We start from the raw sequence: 25799 nt of genomic DNA, 5'->3' as shown, positions 1-25799 counted from the left end.
ACAATCAATACGAAAGTTGAAATACTAGCCTGTGTAAGAAGTATTGTGTTACAATTTTTGTTAGTTTTATTATTGGAAGTAGGAGGAAATGACGCATGCAGAAAGCTTTTCGCAATGTGCTAGTTATCGCAATTATAGGCGTTATTATATTTGGTCTATTTTCGTTCTTAAATGGTAACGGAAAAACACCAAAACAGCTTACATACACTCAATTTGTTAATAAGTTGGATAAAGGCGACTTAAAATCATTAGAAATCCAACCTGAACAAAATGTCTATATGGTAAGTGGTAAAACTAAAAATGATGAAGACTATTCATCAACAATTTTATATAACAATGAAAAAGACTTACAAAAGATCACTGATACAGCTAAGAAACAAGATGGTCTAAAATTTAAAGTTAAAGAAGAAGAAAAACAAAGTGTCTTTGTTAGTATTTTATCAACACTGATTCCAGTATTAATCATTGCATTATTATTTATTTTCTTCCTTAGCCAAGCCCAAGGTGGTGGCGGCGGAGGTCGTATGATGAACTTTGGTAAATCCAAAGCAAAAATGTACGATAGTAACAAACGTCGCGTTCGTTTCTCAGATGTTGCAGGTGCTGACGAAGAGAAACAAGAATTAATTGAAATTGTAGATTTCTTAAAAGATAATAAGAAATTTAAGCAAATGGGATCTCGAATTCCTAAAGGTGTTTTACTTGTAGGACCTCCAGGTACCGGTAAAACTTTATTAGCACGTGCAGTTGCAGGGGAAGCTGGCGCACCATTCTTCTCTATTAGTGGTTCTGACTTCGTAGAGATGTTTGTCGGTGTCGGTGCAAGCCGTGTTCGTGATTTATTCGAAAATGCTAAGAAAAATGCACCATGTATTATTTTCATTGACGAAATTGATGCAGTAGGACGTCAACGTGGTGCTGGTGTTGGTGGCGGTCATGATGAACGTGAACAAACACTTAACCAATTATTAGTTGAAATGGATGGTTTCGGTGAAAATGAAGGTATTATCATGATTGCTGCAACTAACCGTCCAGATATCTTGGACCCAGCGTTATTACGTCCAGGTCGTTTCGACAGACAAATTCAAGTTGGTCGTCCGGACGTTAAAGGCCGTGAAGCCATTCTTCATGTACACTCTAAAAATAAACCACTTGATGAAACAGTAGACTTAAAAGCCATTTCACAAAGAACGCCAGGTTTTTCAGGTGCGGATTTAGAAAACTTACTTAACGAGGCTTCATTAATTGCTGCACGTGAAGGTAAAAATAAAATCGATATGCGTGATATAGAAGAGGCAACTGACCGAGTTATAGCCGGTCCAGCTAAGAAATCTCGAGTTATTTCTGAAAAAGAACGTAATATCGTTGCGCATCACGAAGCAGGACATACTATTATTGGTATGGTTCTTGATGAAGCTGAGGTCGTGCACAAAGTAACTATTGTCCCTCGTGGACAAGCTGGTGGTTACGCGATGATGTTACCTAAACAAGATCGTTTCTTAATGACTGAGCCAGAGTTACTTGATAAAATTTGTGGTTTGCTTGGTGGACGTGTTTCTGAAGATATTAACTTCGGTGAAGTATCGACAGGTGCTTCCAATGACTTTGAACGTGCAACTCAAATTGCAAGATCAATGGTTACTGAATATGGTATGAGTAAGAAACTTGGACCGTTACAATTCTCTAGTAGCGGTGGTGGCCAAGTATTCCTTGGTAAAGATATGCAAGGAGAGCCTAACTATTCTGGACAAATTGCATACGAAATTGATAAAGAAGTGCAACGTATTGTTAAAGAACAATATGAACGTTGTAAACAAATCTTGTTAGAACATCAAGAACAACTTAAACTTATCGCTAAGACATTGCTTACTGAAGAAACGTTAGTTGCAGAACAAATACGTGCATTGTTCTATGACGGTGAATTGCCTGAAGTAGATTATGATGCAGCTAAAGTTGTTAAAGATGAAGACACAGATTATAGTGACGGAAAATATGGTAAATCTTACGATGATATTCGTAAAGAACAGCTAGATGAAGGTGACGAGAAAGAAAAAGAAGATCGTAAAGAAAATCGTGATATCGAGCACGAAAGACGTCGACAACATAATGAAGACCACGATTATAAAGGTCAAGAGTCTGATCAAGACTCTGATTCTGATGTAACTGGTCATGAGCAGTCACCAAACATCGATAAACCATATGATCCAAATAATCCAGATAATAGACATTAATTAAGTTAAATGAAGTCTCTTTCTACTCGTTCTTTGAAGAAGTAGGAAGAGACTTTTTTAGTGTGATACGTAGTTTATTGTAGAAATATATTAATATCAGTTTATGAGTTTATTATTTCAATAAGTTGCGAATGTCTGCTTTTCATATTATTAAATGTGTATTGAATTGATGTGCATTTTTCAAAATTGAGCAACACATTTCATATTACTAACCAACATATGTATAATAGCTACTCAGTAACGAATTAAAATGATTAAAATGAATGAGAATAGATTAAAAAATTAAAAGGAGAATGACTGATGACACATGATTATATCGTAAGAGGATTGGCTTATGACGGTGAAATTAGAGCTTATGCTGCAACTACAACTGAATCTGTGCAAGAAGCCCAAACAAGACACTATACATGGCCAACTGCTTCAGCAGCAATGGGACGTACGATGACTGCTACGGTAATGATGGGAGCAATGTTAAAAGGAGACCAAAAATTAACTGTAACGGTTGATGGTCAAGGGCCAATTGGAAGAATCATAGCTGATGCCGATGCAAAAGGTAATGTACGTGCATATGTAGACCATCCACAGACGCATTTCCCTTTAAACGGACAAGGCAAATTAGATGTTAGACGTGCAGTAGGTACTAATGGATCAATCCAAGTAGTTAAAGATGTAGGTATGAAAGATTATTTCTCTGGGGCAAGTCCAATTGTTTCTGGTGAACTAGGAGATGACTTTACGTACTACTATGCAACAAGTGAACAAACACCATCTTCAGTAGGTTTAGGTGTATTAGTGAACCCTGATAACTCAATTAAAGCTGCAGGTGGATTTATTATACAAGTTATGCCTGGTGCTAAAGATGAAACTGTTACAAAATTAGAAAATGCTATTAATGAAATGGAACCTGTATCTAAATTAATCGAACAAGGTTTAACTCCGGAAGGTATTCTTAATGAGATTTTAGGAGAAGATAACGTTCAAATTTTAGATACGACAACAGCACAATTTGAATGTAACTGTAGTCATGAGAAATTCTTAAACGCTATTAAAGGTCTAGGTGAAGCAGAAGTACAAAGTATGATTGATGAGGATCACGGAGCTGAAGCTGTGTGTCATTTCTGTGGAAATAAATACCAATATACTGAAAGTGAATTAGAAGATTTGTTAACAGCGATGAAATAATTCTGTATTGAATAAGTATGATTAAGTATTAAAATTATATAAAATTAGGCATGGAGATAGTTAAACTGTAAAGATTGTTCATGAATGTGTCGTTTTTAAACATATATTAAGGTGGCGCGTATTGTACGATTTGGTGCAACTGTCTCCTAACGTTTAATTTGATTTCTTCAGGGAAAAATTCTAATGTATATGTTGAATATAGTTTTTTATTGAGAACAAGACAATTTTGTTTCTCTTTTTAGAAAATTCTGATAGAATATATCTATATCCGATAGGAAAACTAAGTTTTAATATTTATATAACAAAAAGGAGTGTTCTTAATGGCACAAAAACCCGTAGATAACGTTACACAAATTATTGGTAACACACCTGTAGTTAAATTAAGAAACGTAGTTGATGAAGATGCGGCAGATATTTATGTAAAATTAGAATATCAAAACCCGGGCGGTTCAGTAAAAGACCGTATTGCACTAGCAATGATTGAAAAAGCTGAACGTGAGGGCAAAATTCAACCTGGCGATACTATTGTAGAACCAACAAGTGGGAACACTGGAATTGGTTTAGCTTTCGTATGTGCAGCTAAAGGTTACAATGCTGTTTTCACAATGCCTGAAACAATGAGCCAAGAACGTCGTAACTTATTAAAAGCTTATGGTGCAGAACTTGTATTAACACCAGGGTCTGAAGCGATGAAAGGTGCTATTAAAAAAGCTAAAGAGCTTAAAGAAGAACACGGTTATTTCGAACCACAACAATTCGAAAACCTTGCAAACCCTGAAATTCATGAACTTACAACTGGTCCTGAACTTGTAGATCAATTCGAAGGTAAACAAATTGATGCATTCTTAGCAGGTGTAGGTACTGGTGGTACTTTATCTGGTGTTGGTAAAGTCTTAAGAAAAGAATACCCTAATGTTGAAATCGTTGCGATTGAACCAGAAGCTTCACCAGTATTAAGTGGTGGAGAGCCAGGTCCACATAAATTACAAGGTTTAGGTGCTGGTTTCGTACCTGACACATTAAATACAGATATTTACGATAGCATTATTAAAGTTGGAAATGATACTGCGATGGATATGGCACGTCGTGTTGCTAAAGAAGAAGGTATCTTAGCAGGTATTTCTTCAGGAGCTGCAATATACGCCGCGATCCAAAAAGCAAAAGAACTAGGTAAAGGTAAAACAGTTGTAACAGTCTTACCAAGTAATGGTGAGCGTTACCTATCTACGCCTTTATACTCATTTGATGACTAAGGTTTAATATTTGAATATATAGTAAGCTTTGCAAACGAAGATGTTGGTAAAGGTACTTTAAAGTCGAGATGTACAAAACTTTGGCTTTTAAGTCTCCTTTGATCCACATCTTCGTTTTTTATATTGTTAATTTTGTTGTTCTATAACACTGTTTTATCTTTCTAAATAAAAAATGTGCTCAAAATGTATGATAATGAATGATATGATTAATAGTAAATTGTGTAAGTAGTTTGATTTGAATTTTCAAGAATAATAAGTTTCTATACATAACTTTGAAAAGAATTTCAATATAGAAAAGGTGAAACACATGACTAAAACAAAAATTATGGGCATACTTAACGTCACGCCTGATTCTTTCTCAGATGGAGGTAAATTTAATTCAGTAGACAAAGCTACTAAACGAGTAAAAGAAATGATTGATGAGGGTGTTGATATCATTGATATTGGTGGCGTGTCGACACGACCTGGTTATGAAGAAGTATCTTTGGAAGAAGAAATGGAAAGAGTTATTCCAGTTGTTAAAGCACTAGTACAATATGATATACAACTTTCAATTGATACATTTCGAAGCGAGGTTGCTGAAGCATGTCTCAAACTAGGTGCTACAATGATTAATGATCAATGGGCAGGTTTATATGATCCCAAAATTTTTAAAGTTGTAGCTGAATATGGTGCTGAAATCGTTTTAATGCATAATGGGGACGGTCGAAGACAAGACCCCGTCGTAGATGAAATGATTACGTCACTTCTTGCTCAAGCTAATAAAGCTGAAATGGCAGGTATCCCACAAGAAAAAATTTGGTTGGATCCAGGAATTGGTTTTGCTAAAACACGCGATGAAGAAAATGAAGTGATGGCTCGTTTAGATGAACTGGTAGCAACTGAATATCCCATTTTATTGGCAACAAGCCGTAAAAGGTTTATTAAAGAAATGATTGGAACAGATACAACGCCATTAGAAAGAGATGAGGCCACAGGAGCAATAACTGCCTATGGTATAATGAAAGGTGTTAAAGCTGTTCGAGTTCATAACGTTCAGTTGAATGCGCGGTTAGCTCATAGTATGGATTTTTTAAAGGAGAATGAACATGAACGACATAATCTTTCTTAACGGTATGCGATTTTATGGATATCATGGGGTGTTACCATCAGAAAATGAAATTGGTCAAATATTTATAGTAGATGTTACGTTGAAGGTCGACTTAAAAGATGCTGGTCAATCAGATGATGTTGCAGATACTGTAAATTATGGCGAAGTGTTTGAAGAAGTTAAATCAATTGTTGAAGGTAAGCCATCTAGATTGATTGAACATCTAGCTGAACGTATTGCAAAACGTATAAATTCACACTATAATCGTGTAATGGAAACGAAAGTTAAAATCACTAAAGAAAGTCCACCCATTCCCGGACATTATGATGGTGTAGGAATTGAAATAGTGAGGGAGAATTGCTAAATGGTTAAAGCGTTTTTAGGTTTAGGGAGTAATATTGGAGAACGTGAAACGCAACTTAAAGAAGCTATAAGGATTTTAAATCGTTTTGATAATATTAAAGTGACTCAAATCTCTGATATTTATGAAACTGAACCAGTGGGATACACTAATCAACCGAACTTTTTAAATTTATGTGTTGAAATAGATACAACATTAGATCCTCAATCTTTACTATCATGTTGCTTAAAAACAGAACAACAACTCCATCGAGTAAGAGTTAAACGTTGGGGGCCAAGAACTTTAGATGTAGATATATTATTATATGAAGATCAAATTATCGAAGAAGATAATTTATCGGTACCACATCCGAGGATGAATGAACGTTCGTTTGTGCTTATTCCTTTAAATGATATTGCTTCGAATCAAATAGAACCTCGTACCCATCTAACTATTGGCAATTTAGTAACCGCAGACGATACTGTTAAAAAGTATAATAAGTGAGTAGCAATAAAAACAAATATTTAATTTTTAGAGAAGTTGAAATAAAAGCGTAAATTGCTTTATTACATTTACAACGTCTTGTAGAATTAAAAAGTGAGAAGATTGGCGTTGTGGAAATGATAAACCAAGATTGATGATATCTTATTGGTTTTAAAGATAAAGTTCATATAGCTTTAGATGAATCTAAAACCGAATAAGTATTTTATATGACTAACAAAATTTCTATCAAGAACGCATGGAACAATCCATAATTTAAACAATAAGCTTAAAGGAGAGAAAGTTATGTCAGAAGAAATGAATGACCAAATGCAGGTCCGTCGTCAAAAACTACAAGAATTAATAGATTTAGGAATAGATCCGTTCGGTCATCGTTTTGATCGTAGTGCTACTTCTAACGAGTTAAAAGAGCAATGGGATCAATTTTCAAAAGAAGAATTACATGAAAAAGAGGACGAAAGTCACGTTGCAATTGCAGGTCGTTTAATGACAAAACGCGGTAAAGGTAAAGCAGGATTTGCACATATCCAAGATTTAGAAGGTCAAATTCAAATTTACGTAAGAAAAGACCAAGTTGGAGAAGAACAATTTGATATTTGGAAAATTGCTGACTTAGGTGACATTGTTGGAATCGAAGGTGTTATGTTTAAAACTAATACTGGTGAAATCTCAGTTAAGGCTAAGTCATTTACATTATTATCTAAATCATTACGTCCTTTACCAGATAAGTTCCATGGACTACAAGATATTGAACAAAGATATCGTCAACGTTATTTAGATTTAATAACAAACGAAGATAGTACACGTACATTTATTAATCGCAGTAAAATTATTCAAGAAATGCGTAATTATTTAAATAAACAAGGTTTCTTAGAAGTAGAAACACCTATGATGCATCAAATTGCTGGAGGTGCGGCTGCACGTCCATTTGTTACCCACCATAACGCATTAGATGCTACGTTATATATGCGTATAGCTATTGAATTACACCTAAAACGCTTAATCGTCGGTGGTCTTGAAAAAGTATACGAAATTGGCCGTGTATTCCGTAATGAAGGAGTATCTACACGTCATAATCCAGAATTCACAATGATAGAATTATATGAAGCCTACGCTGATTATCATGATATTATGGATTTAACTGAGAGCATGGTTAGACATATTGCTCAAGAGGTCTTTGGTTCAGCTAAAGTTTCTTATAATGATGAAGAAATAGATTTAGAGTCTTCTTGGAGAAGACTTCACATTGTTGATGCAGTTAAAGAAGCCACTGGCGTGAATTTTTATGATGTTAAAACTGATGAGGAAGCGGTAAGCTTAGCTAAAGAACATGGTATTGAGATTACTGAAAATATGAAATATGGTCATATTTTAAATGAATTCTTCGAACAAAAAGTTGAGGAAACGTTAATTCAACCTACATTCATTTATGGCCATCCAATTGAAATCTCTCCATTAGCTAAAAAGAATCCAGAAGATCCTAGGTTTACTGATCGATTTGAACTATTTATAGTGGGAAGAGAACATGCGAATGCTTTCACAGAATTAAATGACCCAATCGATCAACGTGAACGTTTCGAAGCACAACTTGTCGAGAAAGAACAAGGTAACGATGAAGCGCATGAGATGGATGAAGATTATATTGAGGCGTTAGAATATGGTATGCCTCCTACAGGTGGATTAGGTATCGGTATCGATCGTTTGGTAATGTTACTAACAGATTCACCTTCTATCAGAGATGTACTATTATTCCCTTATATGAGACAGAAATAATTTTCTAGTCTAGTACTACTTGCATCAATCATCTATATGGTGGTTGATGCTTTTTTGTATTTAAAATGCTTTATTATTAAGGGTGAAAAGTCTATCAATTTGATAAATCTATAATGTGTGTAAGGCGTGCTATATAAAAAATTTCCATTACTAAGAAATATAATTATCATTTTTTAGGGAAAAGTAGTGATTTTTCACAATAAAATATACAAATGGATTTTAAAAATGCAAATATTATCATAGATTTAGCCTTTAGCTTATGGTAGAATATTACGAGTGAAATAAGTCAGGTGCATTTAAGAAATATAGATTAAAAACGATTGAAAAAAGTTCTATAAAAGTGTTGACTTGTTTATTTAAATGAAGTAACATATAAAAGTCGTCAAAAACGAGGACGCATGTTATGAAATTGTAAATGAAATTTTAACAAAGTGTAAAATTGACCGTTGCAAAGTCATTTACAAGTGTGTATCATATATAAAGTAAGTTAATTTTGTCTGGTGGCAATGGCAAGGAGGTCACACCTGTTCCCATGCCGAACACAGAAGTTAAGCTCCTTAGCGCCGATGGTAGTCGGGCTTACGTCCCGCTAGAGTAGGACGTTGCCAGGCAATATTTGAAATAGGAGAATTAGCTCAGCCGGGAGAGCATCTGCCTTACAAGCAGAGGGTCGGCGGTTCGAACCCGTCATTCTCCACCATGATAGCCGGCCTAGCTCAATTGGTAGAGCAACTGACTTGTAATCAGTAGGTTGGGGGTTCAAGTCCTCTGGCCGGCACCATCTTTTGAGCCATTAGCTCAGTTGGTAGAGCATCTGACTTTTAATCAGAGGGTCAGAGGTTCGAATCCTCTATGGCTCATTACGATTTTATTTATATGCGGAAGTAGTTCAGTGGTAGAACACCACCTTGCCAAGGTGGGGGTCGCGGGTTCGAATCCCGTCTTCCGCTCCATTATTTTGCCGGGGTGGCGGAACTGGCAGACGCACAGGACTTAAAATCCTGCGGTGAGAGATCACCGTACCGGTTCGATTCCGGTCCTCGGCACCATCTTAATAAAGCGCCCGTAGCTCAACTGGATAGAGCGTTTGACTACGGATCAAGAGGTTATGGGTTCGACTCCTATCGGGCGCGCCATTTTATTATGATTATTAACTACATACGGGAAGTAGCTCAGCTTGGTAGAGCACTTGGTTTGGGACCAAGGGGTCGCAGGTTCGAATCCTGTCTTCCCGACTTCTTTCTAAATTTATGGGGGCTTAGCTCAGCTGGGAGAGCGCCTGCTTTGCACGCAGGAGGTCAGCGGTTCGATCCCGCTAGTCTCCACCATTTATAATTATTCTTTATAATAAATGAACATTGAAAACTGAATGACAATATGTCAACGTTAATTCCAATAAACGTAACGAAACGTTACAAACTATTTAGTATTTATGAGCTAATCAAACATCATAATTTTTTATGGAGAGTTTGATCCTGGCTCAGGATGAACGCTGGCGGCGTGCCTAATACATGCAAGTCGAGCGAACAGACGAGGAGCTTGCTCCTTTGACGTTAGCGGCGGACGGGTGAGTAACACGTGGATAACCTACCTATAAGACTGGGATAACTTCGGGAAACCGGAGCTAATACCGGATAACATGTTGAACCGCATGGTTCAACAGTGAAAGACGGTCTTGCTGTCACTTATAGATGGATCCGCGCCGCATTAGCTAGTTGGTAAGGTAACGGCTTACCAAGGCAACGATGCGTAGCCGACCTGAGAGGGTGATCGGCCACACTGGAACTGAGACACGGTCCAGACTCCTACGGGAGGCAGCAGTAGGGAATCTTCCGCAATGGGCGAAAGCCTGACGGAGCAACGCCGCGTGAGTGATGAAGGTCTTCGGATCGTAAAACTCTGTTATTAGGGAAGAACAAACGTGTAAGTAACTGTGCACGTCTTGACGGTACCTAATCAGAAAGCCACGGCTAACTACGTGCCAGCAGCCGCGGTAATACGTAGGTGGCAAGCGTTATCCGGAATTATTGGGCGTAAAGCGCGCGTAGGCGGTTTTTTAAGTCTGATGTGAAAGCCCACGGCTCAACCGTGGAGGGTCATTGGAAACTGGAAAACTTGAGTGCAGAAGAGGAAAGTGGAATTCCATGTGTAGCGGTGAAATGCGCAGAGATATGGAGGAACACCAGTGGCGAAGGCGACTTTCTGGTCTGTAACTGACGCTGATGTGCGAAAGCGTGGGGATCAAACAGGATTAGATACCCTGGTAGTCCACGCCGTAAACGATGAGTGCTAAGTGTTAGGGGGTTTCCGCCCCTTAGTGCTGCAGCTAACGCATTAAGCACTCCGCCTGGGGAGTACGACCGCAAGGTTGAAACTCAAAGGAATTGACGGGGACCCGCACAAGCGGTGGAGCATGTGGTTTAATTCGAAGCAACGCGAAGAACCTTACCAAATCTTGACATCCTTTGACCCTTCTAGAGATAGAAGTTTCCCCTTCGGGGGACAAAGTGACAGGTGGTGCATGGTTGTCGTCAGCTCGTGTCGTGAGATGTTGGGTTAAGTCCCGCAACGAGCGCAACCCTTAAGCTTAGTTGCCATCATTAAGTTGGGCACTCTAAGTTGACTGCCGGTGACAAACCGGAGGAAGGTGGGGATGACGTCAAATCATCATGCCCCTTATGATTTGGGCTACACACGTGCTACAATGGACAATACAAAGGGCAGCGAAACCGCGAGGTCAAGCAAATCCCATAAAGTTGTTCTCAGTTCGGATTGTAGTCTGCAACTCGACTACATGAAGCTGGAATCGCTAGTAATCGTAGATCAGCATGCTACGGTGAATACGTTCCCGGGTCTTGTACACACCGCCCGTCACACCACGAGAGTTTGTAACACCCGAAGCCGGTGGAGTAACCATTTGGAGCTAGCCGTCGAAGGTGGGACAAATGATTGGGGTGAAGTCGTAACAAGGTAGCCGTATCGGAAGGTGCGGCTGGATCACCTCCTTTCTAAGGATATATTCGGAACATCTTCTTCGAAGATGAAAGGGATAACGTGACATATTGTATTCAGTTTTGAATGTTTATTAACATTCAAATTTGTACATTGAAAACTAGATAAGTAAGTAAATAGATTTTACCAAGCAAAACCGAGTGAATAGAGTTTTAAATAAGCTTGAATTCATAAAAATAATCGCTAGTGTTCGAAAGAACACTCACAAGATTAATAACAGGTTTTCGACTTTGACTTTTAAAGAAATCGTTTTTCAGATAATGAGTTGATTTAATTTTAAGCGCAGTTTACTTATGTAAATGAGCATTTAAATTAATGAAACGAAGCGATATGAAAGCGATTGACTAAAAGTATGGTGGAAACACAGATTAAGTTATTAAGGGCGCACGGTGGATGCCTTGGCACTAGAAGCCGAAGAAGGACGTTACTAACGACGATATGCTTTGGGTAGCTGTAAGTAAGCGTTGATCCAGAGATTTCCGAATGGGGGAACCCAACATGAGTTATGTCATGTTATCGACATGTGAATTCATAGCATGTCAGAAGGCAGACCCGGAGAACTGAAACATCTTAGTACCCGGAGGAAGAGAAAGAAAAATCGATTCCCTGAGTAGCGGCGAGCGAAACGGGAAGAGCCCAAACCAACAAGCTTGCTTGTTGGGGTTGTAGGACACTCTATACGGAGTTACAAAAGAACATGTTAGACGAATCATCTGGAAAGATGAATCAAAGAAGGTAATAATCCTGTAGTCGAAAACATATTCTCTCTTGAGTGGATCCTGAGTACGACGGAGCACGTGAAATTCCGTCGGAATCTAGGAGGACCATCTCCTAAGGCTAAATACTCTCTAGTGACCGATAGTGAACCAGTACCGTGAGGGAAAGGTGAAAAGTACCCCGGAAGGGGAGTGAAAGAGAACTTGAAACCGTGTGCTTACAAGTAGTCAGAGCCCGTTTATGGGTGATGGCGTGCCTTTTGTAGAATGAACCGGCGAGTTACGATCTGATGCAAGGTTAAGCAGCGAATGTGGAGCCGTAGCGAAAGCGAGTCTGAATAGGGCGTTGAGTATTTGGTCGTAGACCCGAAACCAGGTGATCTACCCTTGGTCAGGTTGAAGTTCAGGTAACACTGAATGGAGGACCGAACCGACTTACGTTGAAAAGTGAGCGGATGAACTGAGGGTAGCGGAGAAATTCCAATCGAACTTGGAGATAGCTGGTTCTCTCCGAAATAGCTTTAGGGCTAGCCTCAAGTGATGATTATTGGAGGTAGAGCACTGTTTGGACGAGGGGCCCCTCTCGGGTTACCGAATTCAGACAAACTCCGAATGCCAATTAATTTAACTTGGGAGTCAGAACATGGGTGATAAGGTCCGTGTTCGAAAGGGAAACAGCCCAGACCACCAGCTAAGGTCCCAAAATATATGTTAAGTGGAAAAGGATGTGGCGTTGCCCAGACAACTAGGATGTTGGCTTAGAAGCAGCCATCATTTAAAGAGTGCGTAATAGCTCACTAGTCGAGTGACACTGCGCCGAAAATGTACCGGGGCTAAACATATTACCGAAGCTGTGGATTGTCCTTTGGACAATGGTAGGAGAGCGTTCTAAGGGCGTTGAAGCATGATCGCAAGGACATGTGGAGCGCTTAGAAGTGAGAATGCCGGTGTGAGTAGCGAAAGACGGGTGAGAATCCCGTCCACCGATTGACTAAGGTTTCCAGAGGAAGGCTCGTCCGCTCTGGGTTAGTCGGGTCCTAAGCTGAGGCCGACAGGCGTAGGCGATGGATAACAGGTTGATATTCCTGTACCACCTAGTATCGTTTTAATCGATGGGGGGACGCAGTAGGATAGGCGAAGCGTGCTGTTGGAGTGCACGTCCAAGCAGTAAGGCTGAGTGTTAGGCAAATCCGGCACTCGTTAGGCTGAGCTGTGATGGGGAGAGGAAATTGTTTCCTCGAGTCGTTGATTTCACACTGCCGAGAAAAGCCTCTAGATAGATAACAGGTGCCCGTACCGCAAACCGACACAGGTAGTCAAGATGAGAATTCTAAGGTGAGCGAGCGAACTCTCGTTAAGGAACTCGGCAAAATGACCCCGTAACTTCGGGAGAAGGGGTGCTCTTTAGGGTGCAAGCCCAGAAGAGCCGCAGTGAATAGGCCCAAGCGACTGTTTATCAAAAACACAGGTCTCTGCTAAACCGTAAGGTGATGTATAGGGGCTGACGCCTGCCCGGTGCTGGAAGGTTAAGAGGAGTGGTTAGCTTCTGCGAAGCTACGAATCGAAGCCCCAGTAAACGGCGGCCGTAACTATAACGGTCCTAAGGTAGCGAAATTCCTTGTCGGGTAAGTTCCGACCCGCACGAAAGGCGTAACGATTTGGGCACTGTCTCAACGAGAGACTCGGTGAAATCATAGTACCTGTGAAGATGCAGGTTACCCGCGACAGGACGGAAAGACCCCGTGGAGCTTTACTGTAGCCTGATATTGAAATTCGGCACAGCTTGTACAGGATAGGTAGGAGCCTTTGAAACGTGAGCGCTAGCTTACGTGGAGGCGTTGGTGGGATACTACCCTAGCTGTGTTGGCTTTCTAACCCGCACCACTTATCGTGGTGGGAGACAGTGTCAGGCGGGCAGTTTGACTGGGGCGGTCGCCTCCTAAAAGGTAACGGAGGCGCTCAAAGGTTCCCTCAGAATGGTTGGAAATCATTCATAGAGTGTAAAGGCATAAGGGAGCTTGACTGCGAGACCTACAAGTCGAGCAGGGTCGAAAGACGGACTTAGTGATCCGGTGGTTCCGCATGGAAGGGCCATCGCTCAACGGATAAAAGCTACCCCGGGGATAACAGGCTTATCTCCCCCAAGAGTTCACATCGACGGGGAGGTTTGGCACCTCGATGTCGGCTCATCGCATCCTGGGGCTGTAGTCGGTCCCAAGGGTTGGGCTGTTCGCCCATTAAAGCGGTACGCGAGCTGGGTTCAGAACGTCGTGAGACAGTTCGGTCCCTATCCGTCGTGGGCGTAGGAAATTTGAGAGGAGCTGTCCTTAGTACGAGAGGACCGGGATGGACATACCTCTGGTGTACCAGTTGTCGTGCCAACGGCATAGCTGGGTAGCTATGTATGGACGGGATAAGTGCTGAAAGCATCTAAGCATGAAGCCCCCCTCAAGATGAGATTTCCCAACTTCGGTTATAAGATCCCTCGAAGATGACGAGGTTAATAGGTTCGAGGTGGAAGCGTGGCGACACGTGGAGCTGACGAATACTAATCGATCGAAGACTTAATCAATATTAAAATGTTTTGCGACGCAAAATCATTACTTACTATCTAGTTTTGAATGTATAACACATTCATTTGTCTGGTGACAATGGCAAGGAGGTCACACCTGTTCCCATGCCGAACACAGAAGTTAAGCTCCTTAGCGCCGATGGTAGTCGGGCTTACGTCCCGCTAGAGTAGGACGTTGCCAGGCAAACCACTTTTGACCGTTAGGTCATTTTTTTGTGGATTATTTTTACTGAATAAAATTAATTTTAAATATTTATTGACTTTAACATCAATAAAGCGTATAATTAATTCTTGTCGGTAAGAAAAATGAACATTGAAAACTGAATGACAATATGTCAACGTTAATTCCAATAAACGTAACGAAACGTTACAAACTATTTAGTATTTATGAGCTAATCAAACATCATAATTTTTTATGGAGAGTTTGATCCTGGCTCAGGATGAACGCTGGCGGCGTGCCTAATACATGCAAGTCGAGCGAACAGACGAGGAGCTTGCTCCTCTGACGTTAGCGGCGGACGGGTGAGTAACACGTGGATAACCTACCTATAAGACTGGGATAACTTCGGGAAACCGGAGCTAATACCGGATAACATGTTGAACCGCATGGTTCAACAGTGAAAGACGGTCTTGCTGTCACTTATAGATGGATCCGCGCCGCATTAGCTAGTTGGTAAGGTAACGGCTTACCAAGGCAACGATGCGTAGCCGACCTGAGAGGGTGATCGGCCACACTGGAACTGAGACACGGTCCAGACTCCTACGGGAGGCAGCAGTAGGGAATCTTCCGCAATGGGCGAAAGCCTGACGGAGCAACGCCGCGTGAGTGATGAAGGTCTTCGGATCGTAAAACTCTGTTATTAGGGAAGAACAAACGTGTAAGTAACTGTGCACGTCTTGACGGTACCTAATCAGAAAGCCACGGCTAACTACGTGCCAGCAGCCGCGGTAATACGTAGGTGGCAAGCGTTATCCGGAATTATTGGGCGTAAAGCGCGCGTAGGCGGTTTTTTAAGTCTGATGTGAAAGCCCACGGCTCAACCGTGGAGGGTCATTGGAAACTGGAAAACTTGAGTGCAGAAGAGGAAAGTGGAATTCCATGTGTAGCGGTGAAATGCGCAGAGATATGGAGGAACACCAGTGGCGAAGGCGACTTTCTGGTCTGTAACTGACGCTGATGTGCGAAAGCGTGGGGATCAAACAGGATTAGATACCCTGGTAGTCCACGCCGTAAACGATGAGTGCTAAGTGTTAGGGGGTTTCCGCCCCTTAGTGCTGCAGCTAACGCATTAAGCACTCCGCCTGGGGAGTACGACCGCAAGGTTGAAACTCAAAGGAATTGACGGGGACCCGCACAAGCGGTGGAGCATGTGGTTTAATTCGAAGCAACGCGAAGAACCTTACCAAATCTTGACATCCTTTGACCCTTCTAGAGATAGAAGTTTCCCCTTCGGGGGACAAAGTGACAGGTGGTGCATGGTTGTCGTCAGCTCGTGTCGTGAGATGTTGGGTTAAGTCCCGCAACGAGCGCAACCCTTAAGCTTAGTTGCCATCATTAAGTTGGGCACTCTAAGTTGACTGCCGGTGACAAACCGGAGGAAGGTGGGGATGACGTCAAATCATCATGCCCCTTATGATTTGGGCTACACACGTGCTACAATGGACAATACAAAGGGCAGCGAAACCGCGAGGTCAAGCAAATCCCATAAAGTTGTTCTCAGTTCGGATTGTAGTCTGCAACTCGACTACATGAAGCTGGAATCGCTAGTAATCGTAGATCAGCATGCTACGGTGAATACGTTCCCGGGTCTTGTACACACCGCCCGTCACACCACGAGAGTTTGTAACACCCGAAGCCGGTGGAGTAACCATTTGGAGCTAGCCGTCGAAGGTGGGACAAATGATTGGGGTGAAGTCGTAACAAGGTAGCCGTATCGGAAGGTGCGGCTGGATCACCTCCTTTCTAAGGATATATTCGGAACATCTTCTTTGAAGATGAAAAGGAATAACGTGACATATTGTATTCAGTTTTGAATGTTTATAACATTCATTTTAATAATGGGCCTATAGCTCAGCTGGTTAGAGCGCACGCCTGATAAGCGTGAGGTCGGTGGTTCGAGTCCACTTAGGCCCACCATTAAAATTGTACATTGAAAACTAGATAAGTAAGTAAATAGATTTTACCAAGCAAAACCGAGTGAATAGAGTTTTAAACAAGCTTGAATTCATAAAAATAATCGCTAGTGTTCGAAAGAACACTCACAAGATTAATAACGCGTTTCCTGGTGGAAACACAGATTAAGTTATTAAGGGCGCACGGTGGATGCCTTGGCACTAGAAGCCGAAGAAGGACGTTACTAACGACGATATGCTTTGGGTAGCTGTAAGTAAGCGTTGATCCAGAGATTTCCGAATGGGGGAACCCAACATGAGTTATGTCATGTTATCGACATGTGAATTCATAGCATGTCAGAAGGCAGACCCGGAGAACTGAAACATCTTAGTACCCGGAGGAAGAGAAAGAAAAATCGATTCCCTGAGTAGCGGCGAGCGAAACGGGAAGAGCCCAAACCAACAAGCTTGCTTGTTGGGGTTGTAGGACACTCTATACGGAGTTACAAAAGAACATGTTAGACGAATCATCTGGAAAGATGAATCAAAGAAGGTAATAATCCTGTAGTCGAAAACATATTCTCTCTTGAGTGGATCCTGAGTACGACGGAGCACGTGAAATTCCGTCGGAATCTAGGAGGACCATCTCCTAAGGCTAAATACTCTCTAGTGACCGATAGTGAACCAGTACCGTGAGGGAAAGGTGAAAAGTACCCCGGAAGGGGAGTGAAAGAGAACTTGAAACCGTGTGCTTACAAGTAGTCAGAGCCCGTTTATGGGTGATGGCGTGCCTTTTGTAGAATGAACCGGCGAGTTACGATCTGATGCAAGGTTAAGCAGCGAATGTGGAGCCGTAGCGAAAGCGAGTCTGAATAGGGCGTTGAGTATTTGGTCGTAGACCCGAAACCAGGTGATCTACCCTTGGTCAGGTTGAAGTTCAGGTAACACTGAATGGAGGACCGAACCGACTTACGTTGAAAAGTGAGCGGATGAACTGAGGGTAGCGGAGAAATTCCAATCGAACTTGGAGATAGCTGGTTCTCTCCGAAATAGCTTTAGGGCTAGCCTCAAGTGATGATTATTGGAGGTAGAGCACTGTTTGGACGAGGGGCCCCTCTCGGGTTACCGAATTCAGACAAACTCCGAATGCCAATTAATTTAACTTGGGAGTCAGAACATGGGTGATAAGGTCCGTGTTCGAAAGGGAAACAGCCCAGACCACCAGCTAAGGTCCCAAAATATATGTTAAGTGGAAAAGGATGTGGCGTTGCCCAGACAACTAGGATGTTGGCTTAGAAGCAGCCATCATTTAAAGAGTGCGTAATAGCTCACTAGTCGAGTGACACTGCGCCGAAAATGTACCGGGGCTAAACATATTACCGAAGCTGTGGATTGTCCTTTGGACAATGGTAGGAGAGCGTTCTAAGGGCGTTGAAGCATGATCGCAAGGACATGTGGAGCGCTTAGAAGTGAGAATGCCGGTGTGAGTAGCGAAAGACGGGTGAGAATCCCGTCCACCGATTGACTAAGGTTTCCAGAGGAAGGCTCGTCCGCTCTGGGTTAGTCGGGTCCTAAGCTGAGGCCGACAGGCGTAGGCGATGGATAACAGGTTGATATTCCTGTACCACCTAGTATCGTTTTAATCGATGGGGGGACGCAGTAGGATAGGCGAAGCGTGCTGTTGGAGTGCACGTCCAAGCAGTAAGGCTGAGTGTTAGGCAAATCCGGCACTCGTTAGGCTGAGCTGTGATGGGGAGAGGAAATTGTTTCCTCGAGTCGTTGATTTCACACTGCCGAGAAAAGCCTCTAGATAGATAACAGGTGCCCGTACCGCAAACCGACACAGGTAGTCAAGATGAGAATTCTAAGGTGAGCGAGCGAACTCTCGTTAAGGAACTCGGCAAAATGACCCCGTAACTTCGGGAGAAGGGGTGCTCTTTAGGGTGCAAGCCCAGAAGAGCCGCAGTGAATAGGCCCAAGCGACTGTTTATCAAAAACACAGGTCTCTGCTAAACCGTAAGGTGATGTATAGGGGCTGACGCCTGCCCGGTGCTGGAAGGTTAAGAGGAGTGGTTAGCTTCTGCGAAGCTACGAATCGAAGCCCCAGTAAACGGCGGCCGTAACTATAACGGTCCTAAGGTAGCGAAATTCCTTGTCGGGTAAGTTCCGACCCGCACGAAAGGCGTAACGATTTGGGCACTGTCTCAACGAGAGACTCGGTGAAATCATAGTACCTGTGAAGATGCAGGTTACCCGCGACAGGACGGAAAGACCCCGTGGAGCTTTACTGTAGCCTGATATTGAAATTCGGCACAGCTTGTACAGGATAGGTAGGAGCCTTTGAAACGTGAGCGCTAGCTTACGTGGAGGCGTTGGTGGGATACTACCCTAGCTGTGTTGGCTTTCTAACCCGCACCACTTATCGTGGTGGGAGACAGTGTCAGGCGGGCAGTTTGACTGGGGCGGTCGCCTCCTAAAAGGTAACGGAGGCGCTCAAAGGTTCCCTCAGAATGGTTGGAAATCATTCATAGAGTGTAAAGGCATAAGGGAGCTTGACTGCGAGACCTACAAGTCGAGCAGGGTCGAAAGACGGACTTAGTGATCCGGTGGTTCCGCATGGAAGGGCCATCGCTCAACGGATAAAAGCTACCCCGGGGATAACAGGCTTATCTCCCCCAAGAGTTCACATCGACGGGGAGGTTTGGCACCTCGATGTCGGCTCATCGCATCCTGGGGCTGTAGTCGGTCCCAAGGGTTGGGCTGTTCGCCCATTAAAGCGGTACGCGAGCTGGGTTCAGAACGTCGTGAGACAGTTCGGTCCCTATCCGTCGTGGGCGTAGGAAATTTGAGAGGAGCTGTCCTTAGTACGAGAGGACCGGGATGGACATACCTCTGGTGTACCAGTTGTCGTGCCAACGGCATAGCTGGGTAGCTATGTATGGACGGGATAAGTGCTGAAAGCATCTAAGCATGAAGCCCCCCTCAAGATGAGATTTCCCAACTTCGGTTATAAGATCCCTCGAAGATGACGAGGTTAATAGGTTCGAGGTGGAAGCGTGGCGACACGTGGAGCTGACGAATACTAATCGATCGAAGACTTAATCAATATTAAAATGTTTTGCGACGCAAAATCGTTACTTACTATCTAGTTTTGAATGTATAACACATTCATTTGTCTGGTGACAATGGCAAGGAGGTCACACCTGTTCCCATGCCGAACACAGAAGTTAAGCTCCTTAGCGCCGATGGTAGTCGGACTTACGTTCCGCTAGAGTAGGACGTTGCCAGGCAAAACGAGACCGTAAGGTCTCTTTTTTTATGCGAAAAATAAAAGGTGAGAAATTACCAAGAGCCATAGCTATAGAGGAGAACTATTCTCTGCGAAGAGAAAGCGTTTGAAGCTGATGAATTAAGGAAAGAACGCCACGAGTTTAGTCGAGCTAAACGAGTCAGAGAGAGACGCAAATGAAGAAAGATGCGAGCGCTTGTCTCGAAGTAGAGGAAGCACCTTAGCGCCGAAGGTAGCCGACTTACGTTCTAAAGTAAAATAAGTATTTTTAATACTTAATTTTACTTACTTAATGGCCAAAGCCATTAAGAACCAATTGCCAGGCAAATAAATCGTATGGATGCGATGAGCCGAATCGAGACCGCAAGGTCTCTTTTTTTATGCAAAAAAATAAAGATGAGAAATTACCAAGAGCCATAGCTATAGAGGAGAACTATTCTCTGCGAAAAGAAAGCGTTTGAAGCTGATGAATTAAGGAAAGAACGCCACGAGTTTAGTCGAGCTAAACGAGTCAGAGAGAGACGCAAATGAAGAAAGATGCGAGCGCTTGTTCTCGAAGCAGAGGAAGTACCTTAGCGCCGAAGGTAGCCGACTTACGTTCTAAAGTAAAATAAGTATTTTTAATACTTAATTTTACTTACTTAATGGCCAGCCATTAAGAACCAATTGCCAGGCAAATAAATCGTATGGACGCGATGAGCCGAATCGAGACCGCAAGGTCTCTTTTTTTATGCGAAAAAATAAAGATGAGAAATTAATAAGAGGAAGTTAATTAAAATACGATAGCCAATTAGCTATCGCATAAGTAACACTAACTTTTAAAAAAGAAGTGTTACTTTATAATTAACGAGTTGATGAGAGCTTTAACATAATCTGCAAGTTCACGTTGTTTAATTCCACCGAATCCTAAAATAAATTTAGGATACTCTGATGGAATATCATCATAGTTATATATTTCGAGTTTTAATTTGTTATTCTTAGCCCTGTCTAAGCATTGCTGTGTAGTGAGACCATTCAGAACTGTTAAATTAAAATGCATCCCAGTAAGTGCTCCTTCAATTTGCAATTGGTCTTTATATTTTTTGAGATGGTGCAATATATAATTTAATTTGTCTCTATAAATTTTCCTCATTTTATTTAAATGTCTTTCAAAGCTACCACTTGCCATAAATTGTGCAACCATATGTTGAATGTGCACAGGTACAGTATTACCTTCTTTTAATTTTCTTTGTTTATATTTTGATAATATTTCTTTTGGTAAAACAATATATGCAATTCTACAGCTAGGATAGAGTGATTTTGAAAATGTACTTATATAAACAACTTTTCCTTTAGTATCTAAACTTTGTAGTGCTGGTATAGGTTTACCAAAGTACCTGAACTCTGAATCATAATCATCTTCTATAATGTAATGTTGTTCATCTTGTTGTGCCCATTGAATAAGTTGGGTTCTCTTTTTTAAATTGGTGACATGACCAGTAGGAAATTGATGTGAAGGTGTAATATATAAAATATTATATTTTGATTCTAAGATAGGGCGAACTTGTATACCATTTTTTTCAACAGGAACTTGTAAATAGTTCATATTCTTTTTGTCTAAGACATGTTTGATCGGAGGATAACTCGGTTTCTCGATGATAAACTTTTCTTGATTAAGTAAATTAGTAATCATATCGAGGAGTTGGCTAGTAGAAGAACCAATGACTATTTGATTAGGGTGACATGTTACGCCTCTACTATTAAATAAATAATGTGCAATTTGTTGACGTAATACGAACTCTCCTTGAATTTCGCCTCTTTGTAATAGTGATAAGTGATCTTCTTCAAAGACGTCTTTTGCGTATTTTCTAAATATATGCATAGGAAAATTTTCAGAGTCGATTTCAGCTAAGTTGAAGGCGAATTTGAATTGCGAGTTTTCATTACTTTCATTATGAATCTCTAAATGATCATTATTAGGATAAGTTTCTCTATTGATAACTGGCAATGATTCAATATCTGATACATAGTATCCAGATCTCGGCTTAGAGTATATAAATCCTTCATCTAATAACAGTTGATAAGCGTGTTCAATAGTTGTATGACTCATTGACAAATGTTCGCTTAATTGTCTTTTCGAAGGAAACTTATCATTGGAATGGTATTGACCTTCGATAATTTGATTTTTTAACTTTTCATAAAGAGATAAGTAAAGTGGTTGTGATGATTTCATAAATCTGACCCCTATTATTATGGATAAATTGAACCTTTTTAAATATCAGTTTATCTCTTAAAATGAATTTAATCAATAAGTAAAGGGGTAATAACATGTCAAAAATCGTAGGCTCAGAAAGAGTAAAAAGAGGAATGGCTGAAATGCAAAAAGGTGGCGTTATTATGGACGTCGTAAATGCAGAACAAGCTAAAATTGCTGAAGAAGCTGGTGCTGTTGCAGTAATGGCTTTAGAACGCGTTCCATCAGACATCCGAGCAGCAGGTGGCGTGGCACGTATGGCTAATCCTAAAATTGTAGAGGAAGTAATGAATGCTGTGTCTATACCTGTTATGGCTAAAGCCCGTATAGGACATATTACTGAAGCTAGAGTATTAGAATCAATGGGTGTTGATTACATCGATGAATCTGAAGTATTAACTCCAGCTGATGAAGAGTATCACTTAAGAAAAGATCAATTTACAGTGCCTTTCGTTTGTGGTTGCCGTAATTTAGGTGAAGCTGCACGACGTATTGGAGAAGGTGCTGCAATGTTACGTACGAAAGGTGAACCTGGAACAGGCAATATCGTAGAAGCTGTACGTCACATGAGACGCGTTAATGCTGAAGTTAGTCGTCTAACAGTAATGAATGATGATGAAATTATGACTTTCGCTAAAGATTTGGGAGCACCTTTTGAAGTATTAAAACAAATTAAAGATAATGGACGTTTACCAGTAGTAAACTTTGCAGCAGGTGGCGTAGCAACACCTCAAGATGCTGCTTTAATGATGGAATTAGGTGCTGATGGTGTATTTGTTGGTTCTGGTATTTTTAAATCAGAAGATCCTGAAAAATTTGCTAAAGCAATTGTTCAAGCAACGACTCATTATCAAGATTATGAATTAATTGGAAAATTGGCTAGTGAACTTGGTACAGCGATGAAAGGTTTAGATATCAACCAAATTTCTTTAGAAGAACGTATGCAAGAGCGTGGATGGTAATTTATGAAAATAGGTGTATTAGCATTACAAGGTGCAGTTCGTGAACACATTCGTCACATAGAATTAAGTGGTCATGAAGGTGTCGCAGTAAAAAGAGTTGAACAACTTGAAGATATTGATGGTTTGATTTTGCCAGGTGGTGAATCTACAACACTAAGAAGATTAATGGACTTATATGGCTTTAAGGAAGCGTTACAGCAATCTGATTTACCAATGTTTGGCACATGTGCGGGATTAATCGTACTTGCAAAAGATGTCGAAGGTGAATCTGGCTATTTGAAAAAGTTGGATATTACAGTCGAACGTAATTCATTTGGTCGTCAAGTTGATAGTTTTGAATCAGAACTTAATATAAAAGGTGTTGCTGAAGATATTGAAGGTGTATTTATACGCGCACCACATATTGCTCAAGTTGAGAAAGGTGTAGACATTCTTAGCCGAGTAGGAGATAAGATTGTTGCGGTTAAACAAGGTAAATATCTTGGTGTCTCTTTCCATCCTGAACTCACCGACGATTATCGTGTAACTGAATACTTCATTAACCATATGATAAAGAAGAATTAATTAATCTTTTGATAAACGGTCATCTTAAAGGTGGCCGTTTTTAATTTTTCGGAAAATGAATTTCAAAAGCAAATGTAAACTCATAAAATAAAAAAACGCAAGAGCAACTTTCCTAAGTTACTCTCGCGATTGATTAAATAAAGAATCCTGCAATTGCTGCAGAAATAAATGATACTAATGTTGCACCGAACAATAGTTTTAATCCAAATCGTGCTACAATATCACCTTTTTTATCATTTAGTGATTTAATCGCACCTGAAATAATACCTATTGAACTGAAGTTAGCAAATGATACTAAAAATACTGAAGTGACACCTTTAGCATGCTCAGATAAACCATGTGTTTTACCGAGTGCTTGCATAGCAACGAACTCATTTGATAATAATTTTGTCGCCATAATTGAACCTGACTGCACAGCATCATGCCAAGGAACACCAGTTAGGAATGCGAATGGTGCAAAGACAAAACCGATTAACGTTTGGAAATTCCAATCCAATGTTCCACCTGAAAATAGACTAAAGATTCCGCTTACTACACCATTAAGTAAAGCAATAAGAGCAATATAACCGATTAACATTGCACCGACAATCACTGCTACTTTGAAACCATCTAAAATATATTCACCAAGCATTTCGAAGAATGATTGATTTTTAGTTTCACTTTCATCGACTAATAATTTATCATCTTCTTCATTCACTTTGTACGGATTAATAATAGACGCGATGATGAAACCACCAAATAAGTTAAGTACCACAGCTGTTACAACATATTTAGGTTCTATTAATGTGAAGTATGCTCCAATAATTGAAGCAGATACTGTCGACATTGCAGATGCAGTTAATGTATACAAACGTTGTTTAGGTATGTATGGCAATTGTTGTTTTAATGAGATAAATACCTCTGATTGTCCTAAAATTGCTGCTGCTACAGCATTGTAAGATTCTAAACGTCCCATGCCATTAATTTTAGAAATTAAGAAACCTAAAATGTTAATTATAAGCGGTAAAATTCTTGTATATTGTAAAATACCGATAAGCGCTGAGATAAACACGATAGGTAACAATACGTTAAAGAAGAATGGAGGGTTTTTTGGATCTAATTTAAAACCACCGAATACGAAATTGACACCCTCAGCAGCTTGCTTTAATAAATAACTGAAACCATACGAAATACCACCAATAACTGTGATACCTATATTTGTTTTTAATAAAATAAATGCAAATATCAATTGAATTACTAAGAGTAATCCGACATATTTCCAACGGATATTTTTTCTATCTGAACTAAATAAAAATGCGAGTGCTAAAAAGAATATAATTCCTATAATCCCAATCAAAATATGCATGTTTTTCATTCCTTTAAATTTTTCTATTCTCTATCATACAATAAAATGAACGCGCTAACATCATAAAATTTAAATTTTAAAAATCAAATTGGTTGAAAAAGGTCAAAGGTGGTCATATAATAAAGTCAAAGAAGGTCAAAAAGAGGTGATATCCATGCATAACATGTCTGACATCATAGAACAATACATTAAACATTTATTCGAGGAAACAAATGAAGATGTGGTCGAAATACAACGCGCTAATATTGCACAACGCTTCGATTGTGTTCCTTCTCAATTAAATTATGTTATTAAAACACGCTTCACAAATGAACATGGTTATGAAATAGAAAGTAAACGGGGTGGCGGAGGCTACATCCGAATCACTAAAATTGAAAATAAAGATGCATCAGGTTATATTAATCACTTACTTCAATTGATAGGGCCTTCTATTTCTCAACAACAAGCGTATTATGTCATAGATGGTTTACTAGATAAAGGTCTAATTAACCAAAGAGAAGCTAAAATGATCCAAGCAGTTATAGATAGAGAGACATTAAAAATGGATGTGGTCGCAAGAGATATTATACGCGCTAATATTTTAAAACGATTGCTTCCAGTTATAAACTATTATTAATGAAGTGA

At 40.6% G+C, this 25799-nt stretch carries 12 protein-coding genes, 9 tRNA genes and 7 rRNA genes; 26 read left to right on the top strand and 2 right to left on the bottom strand.

The genetic code is table 11. The annotated features are described in order from the left end of the window. The first annotated feature begins 95 nt into the window (after positions 1-95). The 23 genes from ftsH to rrf (MHI13_RS16780) all read left to right on the top strand — a co-directional run bounded on the left by ftsH (position 96) and on the right by rrf (MHI13_RS16780) (position 20072). A complete protein-coding gene (gene ftsH, locus MHI13_RS16890) occupies positions 96-2231 on the top strand; it encodes an ATP-dependent zinc metalloprotease FtsH (protein WP_002436841.1) in 2136 nt (711 codons plus the stop codon). A gap of 300 nt (positions 2232-2531) precedes the next feature. Then, on the top strand, positions 2532-3413 hold the full coding sequence (gene hslO, locus MHI13_RS16885; RefSeq protein ID WP_002436823.1) for an Hsp33 family molecular chaperone HslO: 882 nt from the start codon (positions 2532-2534) through the stop codon (positions 3411-3413). A 320-nt stretch (positions 3414-3733) separates the two neighbouring features. Beyond that, the gene (gene cysK, locus MHI13_RS16880) at positions 3734-4666 is read left to right on the top strand and encodes a cysteine synthase A (protein WP_002436801.1); all 933 of its coding nucleotides are present in this window, start codon (positions 3734-3736) and stop codon (positions 4664-4666) included. Positions 4667-4973: 307 nt separating this feature from the next. Further along, positions 4974-5777: a dihydropteroate synthase gene (folP, locus tag MHI13_RS16875; protein WP_340761604.1), complete on the top strand. Its 804-nt coding sequence runs from the start codon at positions 4974-4976 to the stop codon at positions 5775-5777. Continuing rightward, positions 5755-6120 carry a dihydroneopterin aldolase gene (gene folB / locus MHI13_RS16870; RefSeq protein ID WP_002436772.1) on the top strand — a complete coding sequence of 122 codons (366 nt, stop codon included), beginning with the start codon at positions 5755-5757 and terminating at the stop codon, positions 6118-6120. The genes folP and folB overlap by 23 nt, the downstream gene beginning before the upstream one ends. Then, on the top strand, positions 6121-6600 hold the full coding sequence (gene folK / locus MHI13_RS16865) for a 2-amino-4-hydroxy-6-hydroxymethyldihydropteridine diphosphokinase (RefSeq protein ID WP_002436837.1): 480 nt from the start codon (positions 6121-6123) through the stop codon (positions 6598-6600). It abuts the gene before it with no gap. Positions 6601-6882: 282 nt separating this feature from the next. Then, positions 6883-8370, top strand: coding sequence for a lysine--tRNA ligase (gene lysS, locus MHI13_RS16860; RefSeq protein WP_002436798.1), 1488 nt, complete (start codon positions 6883-6885; stop codon positions 8368-8370). Between the two features lie 496 nt (positions 8371-8866). Beyond that, a 5S ribosomal RNA gene (gene rrf, locus MHI13_RS16855) occupies positions 8867-8981 on the top strand. A 13-nt stretch (positions 8982-8994) separates the two neighbouring features. Beyond that, positions 8995-9070, top strand: a tRNA-Val gene (locus MHI13_RS16850). 5 nt (positions 9071-9075) lie between these two features. Beyond that, positions 9076-9151: transfer RNA gene (locus MHI13_RS16845), tRNA-Thr, on the top strand. Positions 9152-9157: 6 nt separating this feature from the next. Beyond that, positions 9158-9230: transfer RNA gene (locus MHI13_RS16840), tRNA-Lys, on the top strand. A gap of 18 nt (positions 9231-9248) precedes the next feature. Beyond that, positions 9249-9323: transfer RNA gene (locus MHI13_RS16835), tRNA-Gly, on the top strand. A 7-nt stretch (positions 9324-9330) separates the two neighbouring features. Further along, positions 9331-9419 (top strand) — tRNA-Leu (locus MHI13_RS16830). A 10-nt stretch (positions 9420-9429) separates the two neighbouring features. Next, a tRNA-Arg gene (locus MHI13_RS16825) sits at positions 9430-9506 on the top strand. A 25-nt stretch (positions 9507-9531) separates the two neighbouring features. Further along, positions 9532-9605: transfer RNA gene (locus MHI13_RS16820), tRNA-Pro, on the top strand. Positions 9606-9622: 17 nt separating this feature from the next. Next, positions 9623-9698 (top strand) — tRNA-Ala (locus tag MHI13_RS16815). A 129-nt stretch (positions 9699-9827) separates the two neighbouring features. After that, a 16S ribosomal RNA gene (locus MHI13_RS16810) occupies positions 9828-11378 on the top strand. Positions 11379-11748: 370 nt separating this feature from the next. After that, positions 11749-14670, top strand: a 23S ribosomal RNA gene (locus MHI13_RS16805). Between the two features lie 69 nt (positions 14671-14739). Continuing rightward, positions 14740-14854 (top strand): 5S ribosomal RNA (rrf, locus tag MHI13_RS16800). Positions 14855-15082: 228 nt separating this feature from the next. Then, a 16S ribosomal RNA gene (locus MHI13_RS16795) occupies positions 15083-16633 on the top strand. A gap of 97 nt (positions 16634-16730) precedes the next feature. Next, positions 16731-16807: transfer RNA gene (locus MHI13_RS16790), tRNA-Ile, on the top strand. A gap of 159 nt (positions 16808-16966) precedes the next feature. Then, positions 16967-19888 (top strand): 23S ribosomal RNA (locus MHI13_RS16785). A gap of 69 nt (positions 19889-19957) precedes the next feature. Beyond that, positions 19958-20072 (top strand): 5S ribosomal RNA (gene rrf / locus MHI13_RS16780). The 16S, 23S and 5S rRNA genes sit together here with 9 tRNA genes alongside, the layout of an rRNA operon. An 831-nt stretch (positions 20073-20903) precedes the next feature. Here the strand turns inward: rrf (MHI13_RS16780) and pdxR are convergent. After that, positions 20904-22283 (bottom strand): MocR-like pyridoxine biosynthesis transcription factor PdxR, encoded by a 1380-nt coding sequence (pdxR, locus tag MHI13_RS16775; protein WP_064210388.1) that lies wholly within the window; start codon positions 22281-22283, stop codon positions 20904-20906. 95 nt (positions 22284-22378) lie between these two features. Here pdxR and pdxS point away from each other — a divergent pair, with 95 nt between their 5' ends. Beyond that, positions 22379-23266 carry a pyridoxal 5'-phosphate synthase lyase subunit PdxS gene (gene pdxS / locus MHI13_RS16770; protein WP_002433503.1) on the top strand — a complete coding sequence of 296 codons (888 nt, stop codon included), beginning with the start codon at positions 22379-22381 and terminating at the stop codon, positions 23264-23266. 3 nt (positions 23267-23269) lie between these two features. Then, entirely contained in the window at positions 23270-23830 is a 561-nt protein-coding gene (pdxT, locus tag MHI13_RS16765; protein ID WP_002433196.1) for a pyridoxal 5'-phosphate synthase glutaminase subunit PdxT, read from the top strand. 133 nt (positions 23831-23963) lie between these two features. Here the strand turns inward: pdxT and MHI13_RS16760 are convergent, their stop codons facing one another. Continuing rightward, positions 23964-25175, bottom strand: a complete 1212-nt coding sequence (locus MHI13_RS16760; protein ID WP_002433146.1) for a NupC/NupG family nucleoside CNT transporter — start codon at positions 25173-25175, stop codon at positions 23964-23966. A 154-nt stretch (positions 25176-25329) separates the two neighbouring features. Here MHI13_RS16760 and MHI13_RS16755 point away from each other — a divergent pair, with 154 nt between their 5' ends. Beyond that, positions 25330-25791: a CtsR family transcriptional regulator gene (locus MHI13_RS16755; protein ID WP_002433457.1), complete on the top strand. Its 462-nt coding sequence runs from the start codon at positions 25330-25332 to the stop codon at positions 25789-25791. Positions 25792-25799: the final 8 nt, after the last annotated feature.

This window comes from Staphylococcus sp. FSL K6-0223, from assembly GCF_038008285.1.
The sequence above is the reverse complement of the archived record's forward strand: the minus strand, read 5'-3'. Positions and strand labels throughout refer to the sequence as shown.

Bases quoted from the DNA above. Each gene is read 5' to 3' on its own strand.
- ftsH (WP_002436841.1), top strand. From the start codon at position 96: ATGCAGAAAGCTTTTCGCAATGTGCTAGTTATCGCAATTATAGGCGTT.
- hslO (WP_002436823.1), top strand. From the start codon at position 2,532: ATGACACATGATTATATCGTAAGAGGATTGGCTTATGACGGTGAAATT.
- cysK (WP_002436801.1), top strand. From the start codon at position 3,734: ATGGCACAAAAACCCGTAGATAACGTTACACAAATTATTGGTAACACA.
- folP (WP_340761604.1), top strand. From the start codon at position 4,974: ATGACTAAAACAAAAATTATGGGCATACTTAACGTCACGCCTGATTCT.
- folB (WP_002436772.1), top strand. From the start codon at position 5,755: ATGAACGACATAATCTTTCTTAACGGTATGCGATTTTATGGATATCAT.
- folK (WP_002436837.1), top strand. From the start codon at position 6,121: ATGGTTAAAGCGTTTTTAGGTTTAGGGAGTAATATTGGAGAACGTGAA.
- lysS (WP_002436798.1), top strand. From the start codon at position 6,883: ATGTCAGAAGAAATGAATGACCAAATGCAGGTCCGTCGTCAAAAACTA.
- pdxR (WP_064210388.1), bottom strand. From the start codon at position 22,283: ATGAAATCATCACAACCACTTTACTTATCTCTTTATGAAAAGTTAAAA.
- pdxS (WP_002433503.1), top strand. From the start codon at position 22,379: ATGTCAAAAATCGTAGGCTCAGAAAGAGTAAAAAGAGGAATGGCTGAA.
- pdxT (WP_002433196.1), top strand. From the start codon at position 23,270: ATGAAAATAGGTGTATTAGCATTACAAGGTGCAGTTCGTGAACACATT.
- MHI13_RS16760 (WP_002433146.1), bottom strand. From the start codon at position 25,175: ATGCATATTTTGATTGGGATTATAGGAATTATATTCTTTTTAGCACTC.
- MHI13_RS16755 (WP_002433457.1), top strand. From the start codon at position 25,330: ATGCATAACATGTCTGACATCATAGAACAATACATTAAACATTTATTC.